This is a genomic window from Bradyrhizobium sp. USDA3516 (assembly GCF_057651995.1).
Genome location: NZ_JBYGYN010000008.1, coordinates 221,698 through 235,390, shown reverse-complemented (window position 1 = coordinate 235,390; position 13,693 = coordinate 221,698). Strand labels below are relative to the sequence as shown.

Genomic DNA, 13,693 nt, shown 5'->3' with positions numbered 1-13,693 from the left:
TGACGCGGATCAAGGGTCTCGACGACAGCCGGCCTATCATGGCGGCTCAGGAGATTTTGATGCCCATCAAGGATGTCTTTCTGCCCCTTGTCGGCCAGCCGCGTGGGCCGGCCCTGGTTGCGATCGAGAAATGCGTTGCTGTCGCCGCCGATCTCGGTGCCAGGATCACCGCGCTCGCGCTCGAGGAAGATGTCTTCGAGCGACCGAAGGTGCTGCTGCCTGACGATCGCGAATTCGCGCAGGCCAGCCTCGAGGCCAGCGACATGCAGCAGCTGCTGAATGTCTTCACCGATGCGGCTTGCCGCGCCAACATCCGCGTCCAGAGCCGGTCGGGCAAGGTGCCTGCGGATCAGATCGGAGCGATCCTGGCCGAGCATGCCCGCTTCAGCGACCTCACACTGGTTCCCGTGAAGCCCCACGACAGTCGAACGGAGGCCATCGTGGAGGCATTGTTGTTCGGATCCGGACGGCCGCTTCTGCTCTGTCCCGAACGTCGCGCCGACGAGCTCCGGCCGGAGTTCGAGAATGTCGTGATCGCCTGGGATCATTCCGCACGGGCCGCTCGCGCCGTCGGCGACGCGCTGCCTATTCTTCAGGCTGCCGCCTCGGTCCGTGTGCTGACGGTGACGGAGGACAAGACGGACGCCGTCGTTCAATCCGGTACGGCACTCGTCGACCATTTGCGGGAACACGGCGTCTCTGCTTCGTTTGAAACCACGAAGGGGAGCGGCAACTCGATCGGCAAGGTCTTGGCAAGCTGGGCGAATTCCCACGGCATCGATGCGATCGTGATGGGTGCTTACCATCATTCGCGCCTGAACGAGATCGTCTGGGGCGGTGTCACAAAGACCGTCATTGGCCAGCCACCATGCTGGGTTATGATCTCGTACTAGGCGTCTTCTTCCAGCCTGATCCTCAATCATCGGAACCGCGGCCGACGCGGGCGCATTTTCCTTCATGTCGACTTATCGTCTGAACAACCTGCTGTCGCCGCGCTCGGTCGCGCTCGTCGGCGCGAGCGCGCGTCCGGCGTCCGTTGGACGTGCGGTCCTGGAGAACATTCGCAAGGCCGGATTCAAGGGGCGGTTTGGCCTCGTCAATCCGCGCCACGCCGAGATCGGCGGCCTCGCGGCGGCGAAGAGCCTGGACAGGCTGGACTTCGTGCCCGAGCTCGTCGTCGTCACCGCGCCCGCGGGCGAGATTCCAGGCATTATTGAGCAGGCCGGCCGCCGCGGGTCGGCGGGTGCGCTGATCGTCTCGGCCGGGCTCGGCCAGGGACCGGGATCGCTGCACGAGGCGACCCGCGCTGCTGCCCGCAAGCACGGCATGCGGCTGATCGGGCCGAACTGTCTCGGCATCATGATGCCGGGCGTCAGCCTGAATGCCAGTTTCGCCGCGCACATGCCGGGGGCCGGCAATCTCGCGCTGATCTCGCAATCGGGTGCCATTGCCGCCGGCATGGTGGATTGGGCCGCGCAGCGCGGCGTAGGCTTCTCCGGCATCGTCTCGATTGGCGATCAGATCGACGTCGACATTGCCGATCTGCTCGACCATTTCGCGATGGATCACAAGACCCGCGCGATCCTGCTCTACATCGAGGCGATCAAGGACGCGCGCAAGTTCATGTCTGCGGCGCGCGCAGCCGCGCGGGTGAAGCCCGTCGTCGTGGTGAAGTCCGGCCGCATGGCGCAGGGTGCGAAGGCCGCCGCCACGCACACCGGGGCGCTCGCCGGTGCCGACGCCGTCTATGACGCGGCGTTCCGCCGCGCGGGTGTGCTGCGGGTGTCCGATCTGCGCGAGTTGTTCGATTGTGCCGAGACGCTCGGCCGGGTCGAATCGCCGACGGGCAAGCGTCTCGCCATCCTGACCAATGGCGGCGGCATCGGCGTCCTCGCCGTCGATCGACTGGTCGAGCTCGGAGGTATTCCGGCGACGATCTCGACCGAGGCGCGCAACAAGCTTGATGCGGCGCTGCCGCCGACCTGGTCGGGTGCAAACCCCGTCGACATCGTGGGCGACGCCGATGCCTCGCGCTACGCCGCGGCGCTGGAGGTGCTGCTGGCCGACAAGGACAACGACGCGGTCCTCGTGCTCAACGTGCAGACCGCGATCGCATCGGCCGCCGAGATCACAACCGCCGTTACAGAGCTCATCGGTAAATATCGGAAGGAGCACAGCCGATGGGCCAAGCCCGTGCTGGCCGCCTGGGTCGGCGCCGATCAACAGATCATCCAGGCGCTCTCCAGTGCCGGCGTGCCGAACTATCCGACCGAGGACGATGCCGTGCGCGGCTTCATGCATCTGGTCCGGCACCGCGAAGTGGTGGAGGAGCTGAGCCAGGTGCCTCCCGCAATGCCCGATACGTTCGTTCCGGATGCCAGGGGGGCCAGAGAGATCGTCACAGCCGCGATCGCGGACGGCCGTCAATGGCTCGAGCCGGTCGAGATCAAGCATCTGCTCGAAGCTTACGACATCGCGATGGTGCCGACCTATGCGGCAGCCGATGTCGAGCAGGCGGTAACCTATGCAAAGGACATCTTCGCGCAAGGCGGCACCGTCGTGCTGAAGATCATGTCGCGGGACATCACCCACAAATCCGACGTCGGCGGCGTCGTGCTCAATCTGACCACGCCCGAAGCAGTCCGAGGCGCGGCCACGGGCATTATGGCACGTGCGAAGAAGCTGCGGCCCGAGGCTCGCATCGGCGGCGTCATCGTCCAGGCCATGGTCGTCAAGGCAAAGGCGCGCGAGCTGATCCTGGGTCTTGCCGACGATCCGACCTTCGGCATTGTGGTGGTTTTCGGTCGCGGCGGCACGGCAGTGGAGATCATCAACGACAAGGCGCTGGCGCTGCCGCCGCTCGACCTGCAACTGGCCCGCGATCTGATCGACCGCACGCGGGTGTCGCGGCTGCTGAAGGCCTATCGCGACGTGCCGGCGGTCAAGCAGGACGCCGTCGCCATGGTGCTGGTCAAGCTGGCGCAGATGGCGGCCGACATTCCCGAGATCCGCGAGTTCGACATCAATCCGCTGCTGGCGGACGAAACCGGCGTAACCGCGGTGGATGCTCGCGTCGCGGTCGGGCCACCGCAGCGGAAGTTCACCGGCTCCGGCCCCGCCAATTTCGCCGTCCGCGCCTATCCATCGCAATGGGAGCGGCGCCTCGAGCTCAAGGACGACTGGCGCATCTTCGTGCGGCCGATGCGCCCCGAGGACGAGCCGACCATCCACGAATTCCTGCGTCACGTCACGGCACACGACCTTCGCCTGCGCTTCTTCGCCCCGATGAAGGAGTTCACCCACGAATTCATTGCACGCCTGACCCAGCTCGACTATGCGCGAGCAATGGCCTTCATCGCATTCGAGGAGGCCAGCGGCGAAATGGTCGGCGTGGTCCGGCTCCATTCCGACTCGATCTACGAGACCGGTGAATACGCGATCCTGCTGCGGTCCGACCTCAAGGGCAGGGGGCTCGGCTGGGCCCTGATGCAGCTGATCATCGACTACGCGCGGTCGGAAGGATTGAAGACCATATCGGGCGACGTGCTGCAGGAGAACACCGTCATGCTCGACATGTGCCGGCAGCTCGGCTTCGAGGTTAAGCCGGACCCGGCCGAGCCTGAAATCTGCGACGTCAGGCTGAAGCTCTGACGTCCGGAGCTGCGCGCTGAATCAGGCGTACAACCGTGACGCTCGTGACTGTTGCGATGATGCCAGTATGCCACTGTTTTGCCCGACGCACCAGGATTTTTTCTCAAAATCAGAAAATTTGCTTCATCCGTCCCGCAAGTCCTTGTTCTGACAGGGGCGGTCTACTGTGCATGGGGTTGTTTTCGCGTTTTTGCTGGGAGCGTCTGGCGTAGCGCCTTCGATCCTCATGACGACGGGAGTCTCGAAGGATGGCCACAGGCGAAATCGCTCCCTATGCGATCGCTCTGCCGCTTGCGGGAAGTAGAACAAGCCGCCGCGGCATACGGATCCAAACCGGAGCCGTTCCTTCAGGGGCGCGCCTCGTCCGAATTGGCGTCATCGGACGGCCTGGCCGTCGCCCGCAGATTCTTGATGATGACCGCGATCAGCGGCAGCAGCACCGGCACGATCGCGCTGAGCGGATGATGCACCGCGCCTGACACCTGGGCCTGGAGCGCACGCGCCTCGAGCTGGAGGGCTTCGATGGACGTGTCATGAATTTCGCTGGCGAGCTCGATGTCACGGCCCGACGGCGCGCGGCCGGCGATCAGGAAAAGAGCGGCCGCGATGACGAAGTTGACGGTGCCGAGGATGGCAGCCGCGGCAATCGCGCTCCAGATCTGCACCAGCGCGAAATAGGCCGACAGCTCCAGCATCAGCAGCCCGAACGCGGCGATCAGCGCCGCGAAGGCGCGCAGCCCGAGGCCGATCAGCAAATGGCGCAGCCTGATGTCGGCGATGATCCTGTCGGTGCGCCACAGCACGCGCAGATGTTTGACGACATTCTCGGTATTCACCTAGTGTCTCCTCAGCATGAAGCCGACAACCACGCCCAGCGCGAAGGCGGAGGCGAGCGAGGTGATCGGACGCTCCGCAACGAGGCCCTGGAGCTGCTCCCCCTCCCGTTCGACGGTCTCGCCGAGTTCGGCGAGTGCGGCCCTGATCTGATCGGCCAGCGCTTCGGTGCGAGCTTTCGAGCTCTCGAACATTTCCTCGCCGGCGGTGCTCAACAGGCGCGTGACGTCGACCTTCAGCCCGCGCAATTCCTCGCTCATCCTGTCACTGTCGAACATGGATTTGGTGTCCTCGTTGCATCCGCGCGAGCCTAAGGCCTGCCCGCGCGACGGCGCTTGATTTGCGTCAAGAGGCGGAGGTGTTCGGGGGTCTTGAGACAGGTCAATCCGGCCGCCGCATGCCGGTCTAGAAATGCCGCTGAAAGGGACCGATTGTCCCGATGAGGTGGAAAGCGTGAACCACGAGCCGCTGCTGCACGCAACGCCGTCCGACGCCGTGCTGAAATTGCGCCCTGAGGGGCCATGGACCGCCGCAAACGTGGTGACGCTCGAGACCTTGTCGCGCTCGGTCGGGGCCGATGTCGATCGCTCGCGCGCCGTTACCCTGGACATGTCGGGCGTCAGCGCGCTCGATACGCTCGGCGCCTGGGTCCTGGAGAAGCTCTCGCGCAGGGCTGCCTCGTCGGGTAGGCCAGCCGAGTTCGTCGGCGTCGCCGATCATTTCACCGGACTGCTGGACGAGGTGCGCCAGGTCAACCGCCACACACCGCCTCCAAGCCCTGCGCCCAATCCCGTTCTGGCGCGGCTGGGCGAGCTCGGCAAGTCCGCAGTCGGCGCGCGGGAAGACATCGCGATCTTCCTCCAGATGCTCGGCGCCTTGTTCATGGCCGTCGTCGGCGTGCTGCGCCGGCCACGTTCGCTGCGCCTGACCTCCTTGGTGTATCAGCTCTACCGCATCGGATGGCAGGCGATCCCCATCGTCACGCTGATCACCTTCCTGATCGGTGCCATCATCGCGCAGCAGGGCTTCTTCCATTTCCGCAGATTCGGCGCGGAATCATACACGGTCGACATGGTCGGCATCCTGGTGCTGCGCGAGCTCGGCGTGCTGATCGTCGCCATCATGGTCGCGGGACGGTCGGGGAGCGCCTACACCGCCGAGCTCGGCTCGATGAAGATGCGCGAGGAGATCGACGCGCTCTCGACCATGGGGCTCGATCCGGTCGACGTCCTGATCCTGCCGCGCGTTACGGCCCTGGTCATTGCGCTGCCCATCCTCACCTTCATCGGATCGATCGCCGCGCTCTATGGCGGCGGGCTCGTCGCGCAGTTCTATGGCGACATGGGGCCGGCGATCTACATCGCGCGGCTGCACGAGGCCATCTCCGTCGCGCATTTCGAGGTCGGGATCCTGAAGGCGCCGTTCATGGCGCTGGTGATCGGGATCGTGGCCTGCAGCGAGGGATTGCGCGTCAAGGGCAGCGCGGAGTCGCTGGGGCGGCAGACCACGACCTCGGTGGTGAAATCGATCTTCCTGGTGATCGTGCTCGACGGCCTGTTCGCGATCTTCTTTGCCTCGATCGGAATGTGACGATGGAAGAATCGCAAGATCAGTTCGCGATCCGCGTCCGCGATCTCGTGGTCGGTTTCGGCCGCCAGACCGTGCTCGACCATCTGTCGCTCGACGTCCGCCGCGGCGAGATTCTCGGACTGGTGGGCGCCTCCGGCGGCGGCAAGTCGGTCTTGATGAGGACCATCATCGGCCTCATCCCGCGCCGGAGCGGGAGCATCGAGGTCATGGGACAACCCGCCGGCGGCCACGGCCGCGGCGCGGCGATGGCCTGGGGCATCCTGTTCCAGCAGGGCGCGCTGTTCTCCTCGTTGACGGTGCGCCAGAACGTCCAGTTTCCCTTGCGCGAGAATCTCGTCCTGTCGCAGGAGCTGATGGACGAGATCGCGATCGCCAAGCTCGAAATGGTCGGTCTGCGCGCCGAGGACGCCGACAAATATCCGGCGGAGCTGTCCGGCGGCATGACCAAGCGCGTGGCGCTGGCGCGCGCGCTCGCACTCGATCCGCCGATCCTGTTTCTGGACGAGCCGACCTCGGGCCTCGACCCGATCGCCGCCGGCGAGTTCGACGCGCTGATCAAGACGCTGCAAAAGACCCTGCAACTCACCGTGTTCATGGTGACCCATGACCTTGCGAGCCTGACCACGGTCTGCGATCGCGTCGCCGCGCTCGCCGACGGCAAGATCGTGGCGATCGGCCCGATGCGCGAATTGCTGCAATCCGAGCATCCCTGGGTGCGCGCTTATTTCCACGGCAAGCGCTCGCAGATGCTGCAACACGAGATGAGATGAGAAATGGAAACCCGCGCTCCCTATGTGCTGATCGGCAGTTTCGTGCTGGCCGCGATCGTCGCGGTGTTCGGCTTCGTCTATTGGCTGAACAACACCGGCGGCCTCGGGCCGCGCACCAGCTACCACGTGCAGTTCCAGGGGCCGGTGCCTGGCCTGCTGGTCGGCGCCGGCGTGCTGTTCAACGGCATTCGGGTCGGAGAGGTCACCCAGCTCGGGCTCGCGCCTGATAACCCGCGCTTCGTCAATGCCACGATTTCGGTTGCCACCGCGACGCCGGTGCGTGCCGACACCAAGGTCGGGCTCGAATTCCAAGGCCTGACCGGCGTTCCCGTGGTGACGTTGGAGGGGGGCGTGATCGTCGCCAAATCCGGCGAACTGCCGACCTTGATCGCGGAGGCCGGCGCCGGCCAGAGCATGACGCAGGCGGCGCGCGATGCGCTGCGGCGGGTCGACACGGTGCTTCAGGACAATTCCGGCCCGCTGAAGGACACCATGGCCAATTTCAAGACCTTCTCCGACGGGCTCGCGCGCAACACCGGCAAGATCGACGGCATCCTGGCAGGCCTCGAGAAGATGACCGGCGGCGGCGCGCCCGTGCAGAAGGTTACCTACGACCTGCGCACGCCGCAGAATCTCGGGCCGGCCGGCAAGACGCTATCCGCCTCACTGGCCATTCCCGAGCCGACGGCGGTGGCAATGTTGCAGACCCAGCGCATGCTGTTCGCGCCGAGCGGGGACAGGCCGGGCTTTGCGGACTTCCTCTGGGCTGACAGCATTCCGAAACTGGTGCAGGCGCGCCTGATCGACAGTTTCGAGAATTACGACATCGCCCACGCCCCGCTGCGCACGACGGATATCGGGCAGGTGGATTACCAGCTCCTGATCGATATCCGGCACTTCCGGATCGCGACGGATGGGGAGACCAGGGCCGAGATTGCACTGTCGGCGCGGATCGTCGACAAGAACGGCAAGGTGATCGCATCGCGGCTCATCGAGGCCAACGAAAAGCTCGACAAGGTCGAACCGGCCGCTTCGGTCGCCGCCTTCGATGCCGCCTTCGCGCGCATCGCGAAGGAGTTGATCGGATGGACCGTGCAGGCGGTGTAAGGCCGACTATTCCAGCGTCTTCAGATAGGACAGCAGGTCGTGGATCTGGTCCGGGCTGAGCGCGAAGGCCGGCATGTCGGCATGTCCGGTGGAGATCCCCTCGGCCAGCGCCTCGCCAAGGCTGTCGATCGGATAGCGCCGATGCAGGGTGCGTAGCGGAGGCGCGATCTCCAGCGGGCTCTTGGAGGCGCGGCCAATCGCGTGACAGCGTGCGCAATTGGCTCGGGCGAAAGCCTTGCCGCGTTGTTCGGCGGTCGGGGCCGCTAGCGCAGGCGTGATCAGTAGCAGCCCAATCAGGCCGTGACGCAGTGCGCTTTGCAGCATGGAATCATCCCCATCGAACCGTGGACGCAGAATAAGAGGGGGATGCCGGCCAAATTTGATCTGGGTCAATCGGCTGCGGCACGGTGCAGTAAAATGCAGCCGCGCGGTGGACTCGGCCTGACGTCGGGAGCGGCTGGCGCGGGGAGCGGCGGATGAAGCCTTTCGCGGTCACGAGTGAGCCGACCGGGCATTTTTGCGACGATTGTGCGGTGCGCGGAGCGGCGGTCTGCTCATCGCTAAATGCGGCCGAACTCAGGGAGTTCGAGCATCTCGGCCGTCGCGTCCATTTCGATTCGGGCGAGACCGTGTTTTCCGAGGAAGACATCACGACCTCGTTCTACAACGTCCTCGAAGGCGTGATGCGGCTGTACAAGCTGCTGCCCGACGGCCGGCGGCAGATCGTCGGCTTCGCCTTGCCCGGTGATTTCCTGGGGATGAATCTGTCAGGCCGGCACAATTTTTCGGCCGATGCGATCGGCGTGGTGAACGTGTGCCAATTCCCAAAAGGGCCTTTCGGCCGTTTCATCGAAGACCGGCCGCAATTGCTCAGGCGCATCAACGAGCTGGCCATTCGCGAGTTGAGCCAGGCGCGCGACCATATGGTCCTGCTCGGCCGCCGCTCGGCCGACGAGAAGGTCGCGACCTTTCTGCTCGGCTGGCGTGAGCGGCTGGTCGCGCTCAAGGGGCCGTCCGACATGGTCGCGCTTCCGATGAGCCGTCAGGACATTGCCGATTATCTCGGCCTGACCATCGAGACCGTCAGCCGCACCTTCACCAAGCTGGAGCGTCTCGGCGTGATCGAGATCATTCACGGCGGCATCAGCCTGCTCGATCCGGCCCGCGTCGAGGCCATGGCCGCAGCCTGACCTCCCCTCCATGGCGTCTTCGGCAAAATTTGATCCCGATCAATGACGCCGGCCATGCTCCGCAAAATACTGCCGGAGACAAATCCGGGAGGGGATGATGCCTGCTGACGCGTTGCTGGTGTCCGTTATCGTCGTCGCGATCTTTGTCGTGTTCGCCGCAGTTCTGGCCTGGGCTGACCGGCAAGCCAGCGCGGGCCGGCTCGATCCGGATTCCAGGCACTGAGGCTTCCTCAGGTCTGGGTCCGAGTCCGGCGCATCAGGCCGATATTCGTCCAGGCGGTCGCGGGCTCTCGGCAGCGTCTCGACGCAATCGCGGTTTGCGTAATCCGCAACTCTGCGTCGAAGAGGACGCATCGCCGCAGCTTTCGGCTGCTGACTTCCGACGTTACGGCCTTTTCGTGGCATTTGCCTCGAATCGCACGCGTGCTTTCCGGTTGAAATGCCTGGTAACGTTGACTACGCAGGAACTCTGTGCCTCGTAGTCTTAGGAGCCCCGGCGTGCCTCAGGACAAGACCGGCGATCCCCGACAGCAGGCGGGCAACAAACTATCGGTCCTGCGCAAGCACCCGATCTTCGCGGATCTGGAGCCGGAAGCGCTCGATCAGCTCTGCCGCTACGCCAAGCACACCACCGTCAAGCGCGGTGCGACGATCGCCGCCAAGGGCGATCCCGGCAACAGTCTGTTCGCGGTGATCGCGGGGACAGTCAAGATCTCCTCCTCATCGCCTGATGGCCGGAACGCAATCCTCAATCTCATTGGCCCGGGAGAAATCTTCGGCGAGATCGCCGTGCTCGACGGCGCGCCCAGGTCGGCGGATGCGACCGCCAATACCAATTGCGAGCTCTACGTTATCGATCGCCGGGACTTCCTGCCGTTCGTAAAGAGCCAGCCGGCGCTGGCGATGAAGTTCATCGAGCTGCTGTGTGCGCGTCTGCGCTGGACCAGTCAGCAGGTCGAGCAGGTGATCCTGCAGAATCTGCCGGGCCGGCTTGCCAGCGCGCTGCTCGGTCTCACCGAAGAGCGCAAGCTGGATTCCGGCAGCGGCACGCTCGCCATCACGCAGCAGGAAATCAGCGAGATGGTCGGGATGACGCGCGAGAGCATCAACAAGCAATTGCGCGCCTGGGCCGGCCGCAACTGGGTCCGCCTCGAGCACGGCGCCATCGTCGTTCTCGATACCGACGCGCTGCGCGAGCTCGCCGAGAGTGGCCTCGGCGGCGAGTGACGCCTCTGGCCTAGCTCTCGATGATGGCGACCGCGCGGGTCCAGCCTGCGGAGGCGCGCTCGACCTTCACCGGGAAGCACGAGATCGTGAAACCGGCCGAAGGCAGCTGGTCGAGATTGTGCGCCTTCTCGAGATAGCAATTCCTCGAGGCAGTCCGGTGTTCGTGACATCTTGAGGGGCCTCGATTGGAGGCGTCAAGTCACGGGCCAGCGACGTCGAGCCAGGCCGCCATACCCACCATAGGGCGAATTGCGTCAGAAATCGATCGATGCAAGTCTTGCATCGATCGATGCCGGATTTGGCTTGGACAGAGAATGCCGCCCGCCCTAGGGACGACATTGGCGCTTGACTTCACACCTGAAGCGGAGCGACCCAAGGCGGCCTGCAGCCGGGCCGACAACGATATAATCAATCCAATCAACCCAGGAGGAAAGCCCAAATGAAGACGCTCACCGGTATCATCACAGCCGTTGCACTGGCGGTCTCAGCGCCCCTGGCCACCGCACGCGATTTCCGCTCCGCCGACGTTCACCCGGCCGATTATCCGACCGTCGAAGCGGTCAAGTTCATGGGCCAGCAGCTCGCGTCGGCGAGCGGCGGCAAGCTTGGCGTGAAGGTGTTTCCGAACGGCGCCCTCGGCTCGGAGAAGGACACGATCGAGCAACTCAAGATCGGCGCGCTCGACATGATGCGGATCAACGCATCGCCGCTGAACAATTTCGTGCCCGAGACCATCGCCTTGTGCCTGCCCTTCGTTTTCCGGGACACGCAGCACATGCGCACCGTCCTCGACGGGCCGATCGGCGATGAGATCCTGGCGGCCATGGAGCCCGCGGGCCTGGTCGGCCTTGCCTATTACGACAGCGGCGCGCGCTCGGTCTATACCGTCAAGGGACCGGTCAAATCGCTGGCCGATCTGAAGGGCCTGAAGATCCGCGTCCAGCAATCCGACCTGTGGGTCGGCATGATCCAGAGCCTCGGGGCCAATCCGACGCCGATGCCCTATGGCGAGGTCTACACCGCGCTGAAGACCGGCCTCGTCGACGCTGCCGAGAACAACTGGCCGTCCTACGAATCCTCCCGGCACTTCGAGGCCGCGAAGTTCTACAACATCACCGAGCACTCCCTCGCGCCCGAAGTTCTCGTGATCTCGAAAAAGGTGTGGGACACGCTGAGCAAGGAGGACCAGGCGATGGTCCGCAAGGCCGCCAAGGAATCGGTGCCCGTCATGCGCAAGCTTTGGGACGCGCGCGAGCAGGCCGCCCGCAAGACCGTCGAGGCCGCTGGCGTTCAGGTGGTCACGATCGGCAACAAGGCGGAGTTCGTCGATGCGATGAAGCCGGTCTACCAGAAGTTCGCCGGGAACGAGAAGCTGCAAAGCCTCGTCAAGCGCATCCAGGACACGAAGTAAGACAATTCGGGGATGGGGTCCGGGGTCGCCGCAAGGCGGCACCGGATCCCTTAAGGAGGCGCGGGATGACAGACCCACACGTCGCAAGTCACGAGCAGGGGGCCGTAGCAACACGCCCGTCCACCGGCTTGCTGTCGCGGGTCAATGCCCCCATCGCGCGCCTTGGCATGTACCTTTCGGTCACCGGCCTGCTCGTCATCGTCGCCATCGTCTTCTACCAGGTGTTCGGACGTTACGTGCTCAACTCCAGCCCGACCTGGACGGAGAATTTGGCGCTGGTCCTGATCCTCTACGTCACGCTGATCGGGGCCGCCGTCGGCGTCCGCGATGCCGGGCACATCGGCATGGACAGCCTGCTGGTCATGCTCCCCGATCATGCGCGGGAGAAGATCGAGATCGTGATCCACGTTCTGGTCGGCGTGTTCGGCCTTGCCATGGCCTATAACGGCTGGATCCTCGGCGCCTCGGTCGGCACCGTGAAGATTCCCAATCTCGGCCTGCCGGAGGTGATCCGCTACGTGCCGCTGTTCGCCTCCGGCATCCTGATCGTTTCGTTTTCCATCGAGCACATCATTGCTCTGCTGCGCGGCGAAGAGGTCGTCCCCTCATGGAACTGATCATCCTCGGCGCCACCTTCTTCGGCTTTCTGATCCTCGGCGTCCCCGTTGCCTTCGCGATCGGCCTGTCGGCCATCTGCACCATTCTCTACGAAGGCCTGCCCGTCGCCGTCATCTTCCAGCAGATGATGTCGGGGATGAACATCTTCTCCTTCCTCGCCATTCCGTTCTTCGTCTTCAGCGGGGAGCTGATGCTGCATGGCGGTGTCGCCGACAAGATCGTGCAGCTCGCCAAGAACCTCGTCGGGCACATCCGCGGCGGTCTCGGCATGTCGAACGTGGTCGCCTGCACGCTGTTCGGCGGCGTCTCGGGCTCGCCCGTGGCCGACGTGTCGGCGATGGGCGCGGTGATGATCCCGATGATGAAGAAGGAGGGATACGATACCGACTACGCCGTCAACGTCACCACCCACGCCTCGCTCGTGGGTGCCTTGATGCCGACCAGCCACAACATGATCATCTATGCGCTGGCGGCCGGCGGCAAGGTCTCGATCGGCGCGCTGATCGCGGCCGGCCTCCTGCCGGCGCTGGTGCTGATGGTCTGCATGCTGGTTGCCGCCTACGCGGTCGCGGTGAAGCGCGGCTATCCCGCCGGCAAGTTCCCGGGCTGGGCCGAGGTGGTCCGCTCGCTGGCGGCCGCGCTGCCGGGGCTTCTGATCGTCGGCATCATCCTGGCCGGCATCCTGTCCGGCGTCTTCACGGCAACCGAATCGGCGGCCATCGCCGTCACGTACTCGATCCTGCTGACGTTCTTCATCTATCGCACCATGACCTGGGGCAACTTCCTGCGCGCCGCCGCCAAGGCGGTGAAGACGACCGGGGTGGTGCTGCTGCTGATCGGCGTCTCCACCATGTTCCAGTACCTGATGGGACTTTACGAGGTGGCGGATCTCGCCGGCGCGATGATGAACAAGTTGTCGACGCAGCCCTGGGTGATCTTCCTGCTCATCAACATCATCCTGTTCGTGCTCGGCACGTTCATGGACATGGCGGCAACGATCCTGATCTGCACCCCGATCTTCCTGCCGATCGCGATGAAGGCGGGAATGGACCCGGTGCAGTTCGGCATGTTGATGCTGATCAATTGCGCCCTCGGGCTCAACACGCCGCCGGTCGGAACGACGCAGTTCGTCGGCTGCGCCATCGGCGGCATCTCGGTCGGTGCGGTGATGCGCACCATCCTGCCGTTCTATGCTGCGCTCATCGCAGCACTGATGTTCGTGACCTACGTCCCTGCATTCTCGCTGTGGCTGCCGCGCCTCCTGATGGGCTACAAGGGCTAGCGGCACCAGGGAG

The 13,693-nt window shown here is 64.6% G+C and carries 14 protein-coding genes and 1 pseudogene; 11 read left to right on the top strand and 4 right to left on the bottom strand.

Annotated elements, in window-relative coordinates; translation table 11 throughout:
• Positions 1 to 59 precede the first annotated feature (59 nt).
• Both AC24YW_RS24750 and AC24YW_RS24745 read left to right on the top strand, forming a co-directional pair.
• Positions 60 to 893, top strand: coding sequence for a universal stress protein (locus AC24YW_RS24750; RefSeq protein WP_487485163.1), 834 nt, complete (start codon positions 60 to 62; stop codon positions 891 to 893).
• Between the two features lie 64 nt (positions 894 to 957).
• A complete protein-coding gene (locus AC24YW_RS24745; RefSeq protein ID WP_487485162.1) occupies positions 958 to 3,651 on the top strand; it encodes a bifunctional acetate--CoA ligase family protein/GNAT family N-acetyltransferase in 2,694 nt (897 codons plus the stop codon).
• Between the two features lie 347 nt (positions 3,652 to 3,998).
• Here the strand turns inward: AC24YW_RS24745 and AC24YW_RS24740 are convergent, their stop codons facing one another.
• Together AC24YW_RS24740 and AC24YW_RS24735 are read right to left on the bottom strand one after the other, a co-directional pair.
• Positions 3,999 to 4,487, bottom strand: a complete 489-nt coding sequence (locus AC24YW_RS24740) for a phage holin family protein (RefSeq protein ID WP_487485161.1) — start codon at positions 4,485 to 4,487, stop codon at positions 3,999 to 4,001.
• The gene (locus AC24YW_RS24735; protein WP_487485160.1) at positions 4,488 to 4,763 is read right to left on the bottom strand and encodes a hypothetical protein; all 276 of its coding nucleotides are present in this window, start codon (positions 4,761 to 4,763) and stop codon (positions 4,488 to 4,490) included.
• Between the two features lie 175 nt (positions 4,764 to 4,938).
• Here AC24YW_RS24735 and AC24YW_RS24730 point away from each other — a divergent pair, with 175 nt between their 5' ends.
• Genes AC24YW_RS24730 through AC24YW_RS24720 form a run of 3 tightly spaced genes read left to right on the top strand, consistent with a single transcriptional unit; the run spans position 4,939 to position 7,952 of the window.
• Positions 4,939 to 6,075 (top strand): ABC transporter permease, encoded by a 1,137-nt coding sequence (locus AC24YW_RS24730; RefSeq protein ID WP_487485159.1) that lies wholly within the window; start codon positions 4,939 to 4,941, stop codon positions 6,073 to 6,075.
• A gap of 2 nt (positions 6,076 to 6,077) precedes the next feature.
• Positions 6,078 to 6,845: an ABC transporter ATP-binding protein gene (locus tag AC24YW_RS24725; RefSeq protein ID WP_487485158.1), complete on the top strand. Its 768-nt coding sequence runs from the start codon at positions 6,078 to 6,080 to the stop codon at positions 6,843 to 6,845.
• A gap of 3 nt (positions 6,846 to 6,848) precedes the next feature.
• Complete coding sequence (locus AC24YW_RS24720) at positions 6,849 to 7,952, top strand: ABC-type transport auxiliary lipoprotein family protein (protein ID WP_487485157.1); 1,104 nt, start codon at positions 6,849 to 6,851, stop codon at positions 7,950 to 7,952.
• Positions 7,953 to 7,958: 6 nt separating this feature from the next.
• Here AC24YW_RS24720 and AC24YW_RS24715 read toward each other — a convergent pair whose 3' ends face one another.
• Complete coding sequence (locus AC24YW_RS24715; protein ID WP_487485156.1) at positions 7,959 to 8,276, bottom strand: c-type cytochrome; 318 nt, start codon at positions 8,274 to 8,276, stop codon at positions 7,959 to 7,961.
• Positions 8,277 to 8,428: 152 nt separating this feature from the next.
• Between AC24YW_RS24715 and AC24YW_RS24710 the strand changes: the two genes are divergently transcribed.
• The 3 genes from AC24YW_RS24710 to AC24YW_RS24700 all read left to right on the top strand — a co-directional run bounded on the left by AC24YW_RS24710 (position 8,429) and on the right by AC24YW_RS24700 (position 10,369).
• Entirely contained in the window at positions 8,429 to 9,142 is a 714-nt protein-coding gene (locus AC24YW_RS24710; protein ID WP_487485155.1) for a helix-turn-helix domain-containing protein, read from the top strand.
• Positions 9,143 to 9,239: 97 nt separating this feature from the next.
• Positions 9,240 to 9,365, top strand: a complete 126-nt coding sequence (locus AC24YW_RS24705) for a hypothetical protein (RefSeq protein ID WP_487485154.1) — start codon at positions 9,240 to 9,242, stop codon at positions 9,363 to 9,365.
• Positions 9,366 to 9,640: 275 nt separating this feature from the next.
• Positions 9,641 to 10,369: a Crp/Fnr family transcriptional regulator gene (locus tag AC24YW_RS24700; RefSeq protein ID WP_275514340.1), complete on the top strand. Its 729-nt coding sequence runs from the start codon at positions 9,641 to 9,643 to the stop codon at positions 10,367 to 10,369.
• Positions 10,370 to 10,379: 10 nt separating this feature from the next.
• Here AC24YW_RS24700 and AC24YW_RS24695 read toward each other — a convergent pair.
• Positions 10,380 to 10,508: pseudogene (locus AC24YW_RS24695) on the bottom strand (cyclase family protein); the annotation flags it as partial.
• A 300-nt stretch (positions 10,509 to 10,808) separates the two neighbouring features.
• On the opposite strand from AC24YW_RS24695, the gene AC24YW_RS24690 reads away from it, so the two are divergent.
• The 3 genes from AC24YW_RS24690 (at position 10,809) to AC24YW_RS24680 (ending at position 13,680) form a co-directional block, all read left to right on the top strand.
• Positions 10,809 to 11,780 carry a TRAP transporter substrate-binding protein gene (locus AC24YW_RS24690; RefSeq protein ID WP_487485153.1) on the top strand — a complete coding sequence of 324 codons (972 nt, stop codon included), beginning with the start codon at positions 10,809 to 10,811 and terminating at the stop codon, positions 11,778 to 11,780.
• 65 nt (positions 11,781 to 11,845) lie between these two features.
• Positions 11,846 to 12,397, top strand: a complete 552-nt coding sequence (locus AC24YW_RS24685; protein WP_487485152.1) for a TRAP transporter small permease — start codon at positions 11,846 to 11,848, stop codon at positions 12,395 to 12,397.
• Positions 12,388 to 13,680 (top strand): TRAP transporter large permease, encoded by a 1,293-nt coding sequence (locus AC24YW_RS24680; RefSeq protein WP_275500581.1) that lies wholly within the window; start codon positions 12,388 to 12,390, stop codon positions 13,678 to 13,680. The genes AC24YW_RS24685 and AC24YW_RS24680 overlap by 10 nt, the downstream gene beginning before the upstream one ends.
• The last annotated feature ends 13 nt before the right edge of the window (positions 13,681 to 13,693 follow it).

Coding starts and splice junctions, on each gene's coding strand:
- AC24YW_RS24750 (WP_487485163.1), top strand. CDS start 60: ATGCCCATCAAGGATGTCTTTCTGCCCCTTGTCGGCCAGCCGCGTGGG.
- AC24YW_RS24745 (WP_487485162.1), top strand. CDS start 958: ATGTCGACTTATCGTCTGAACAACCTGCTGTCGCCGCGCTCGGTCGCG.
- AC24YW_RS24735 (WP_487485160.1), bottom strand. CDS start 4,763: ATGTTCGACAGTGACAGGATGAGCGAGGAATTGCGCGGGCTGAAGGTC.
- AC24YW_RS24725 (WP_487485158.1), top strand. CDS start 6,078: ATGGAAGAATCGCAAGATCAGTTCGCGATCCGCGTCCGCGATCTCGTG.
- AC24YW_RS24720 (WP_487485157.1), top strand. CDS start 6,849: ATGGAAACCCGCGCTCCCTATGTGCTGATCGGCAGTTTCGTGCTGGCC.
- AC24YW_RS24715 (WP_487485156.1), bottom strand. CDS start 8,276: ATGCTGCAAAGCGCACTGCGTCACGGCCTGATTGGGCTGCTACTGATC.
- AC24YW_RS24710 (WP_487485155.1), top strand. CDS start 8,429: ATGAAGCCTTTCGCGGTCACGAGTGAGCCGACCGGGCATTTTTGCGAC.
- AC24YW_RS24705 (WP_487485154.1), top strand. CDS start 9,240: ATGCCTGCTGACGCGTTGCTGGTGTCCGTTATCGTCGTCGCGATCTTT.
- AC24YW_RS24690 (WP_487485153.1), top strand. CDS start 10,809: ATGAAGACGCTCACCGGTATCATCACAGCCGTTGCACTGGCGGTCTCA.
- AC24YW_RS24685 (WP_487485152.1), top strand. CDS start 11,846: ATGACAGACCCACACGTCGCAAGTCACGAGCAGGGGGCCGTAGCAACA.
- AC24YW_RS24680 (WP_275500581.1), top strand. CDS start 12,388: ATGGAACTGATCATCCTCGGCGCCACCTTCTTCGGCTTTCTGATCCTC.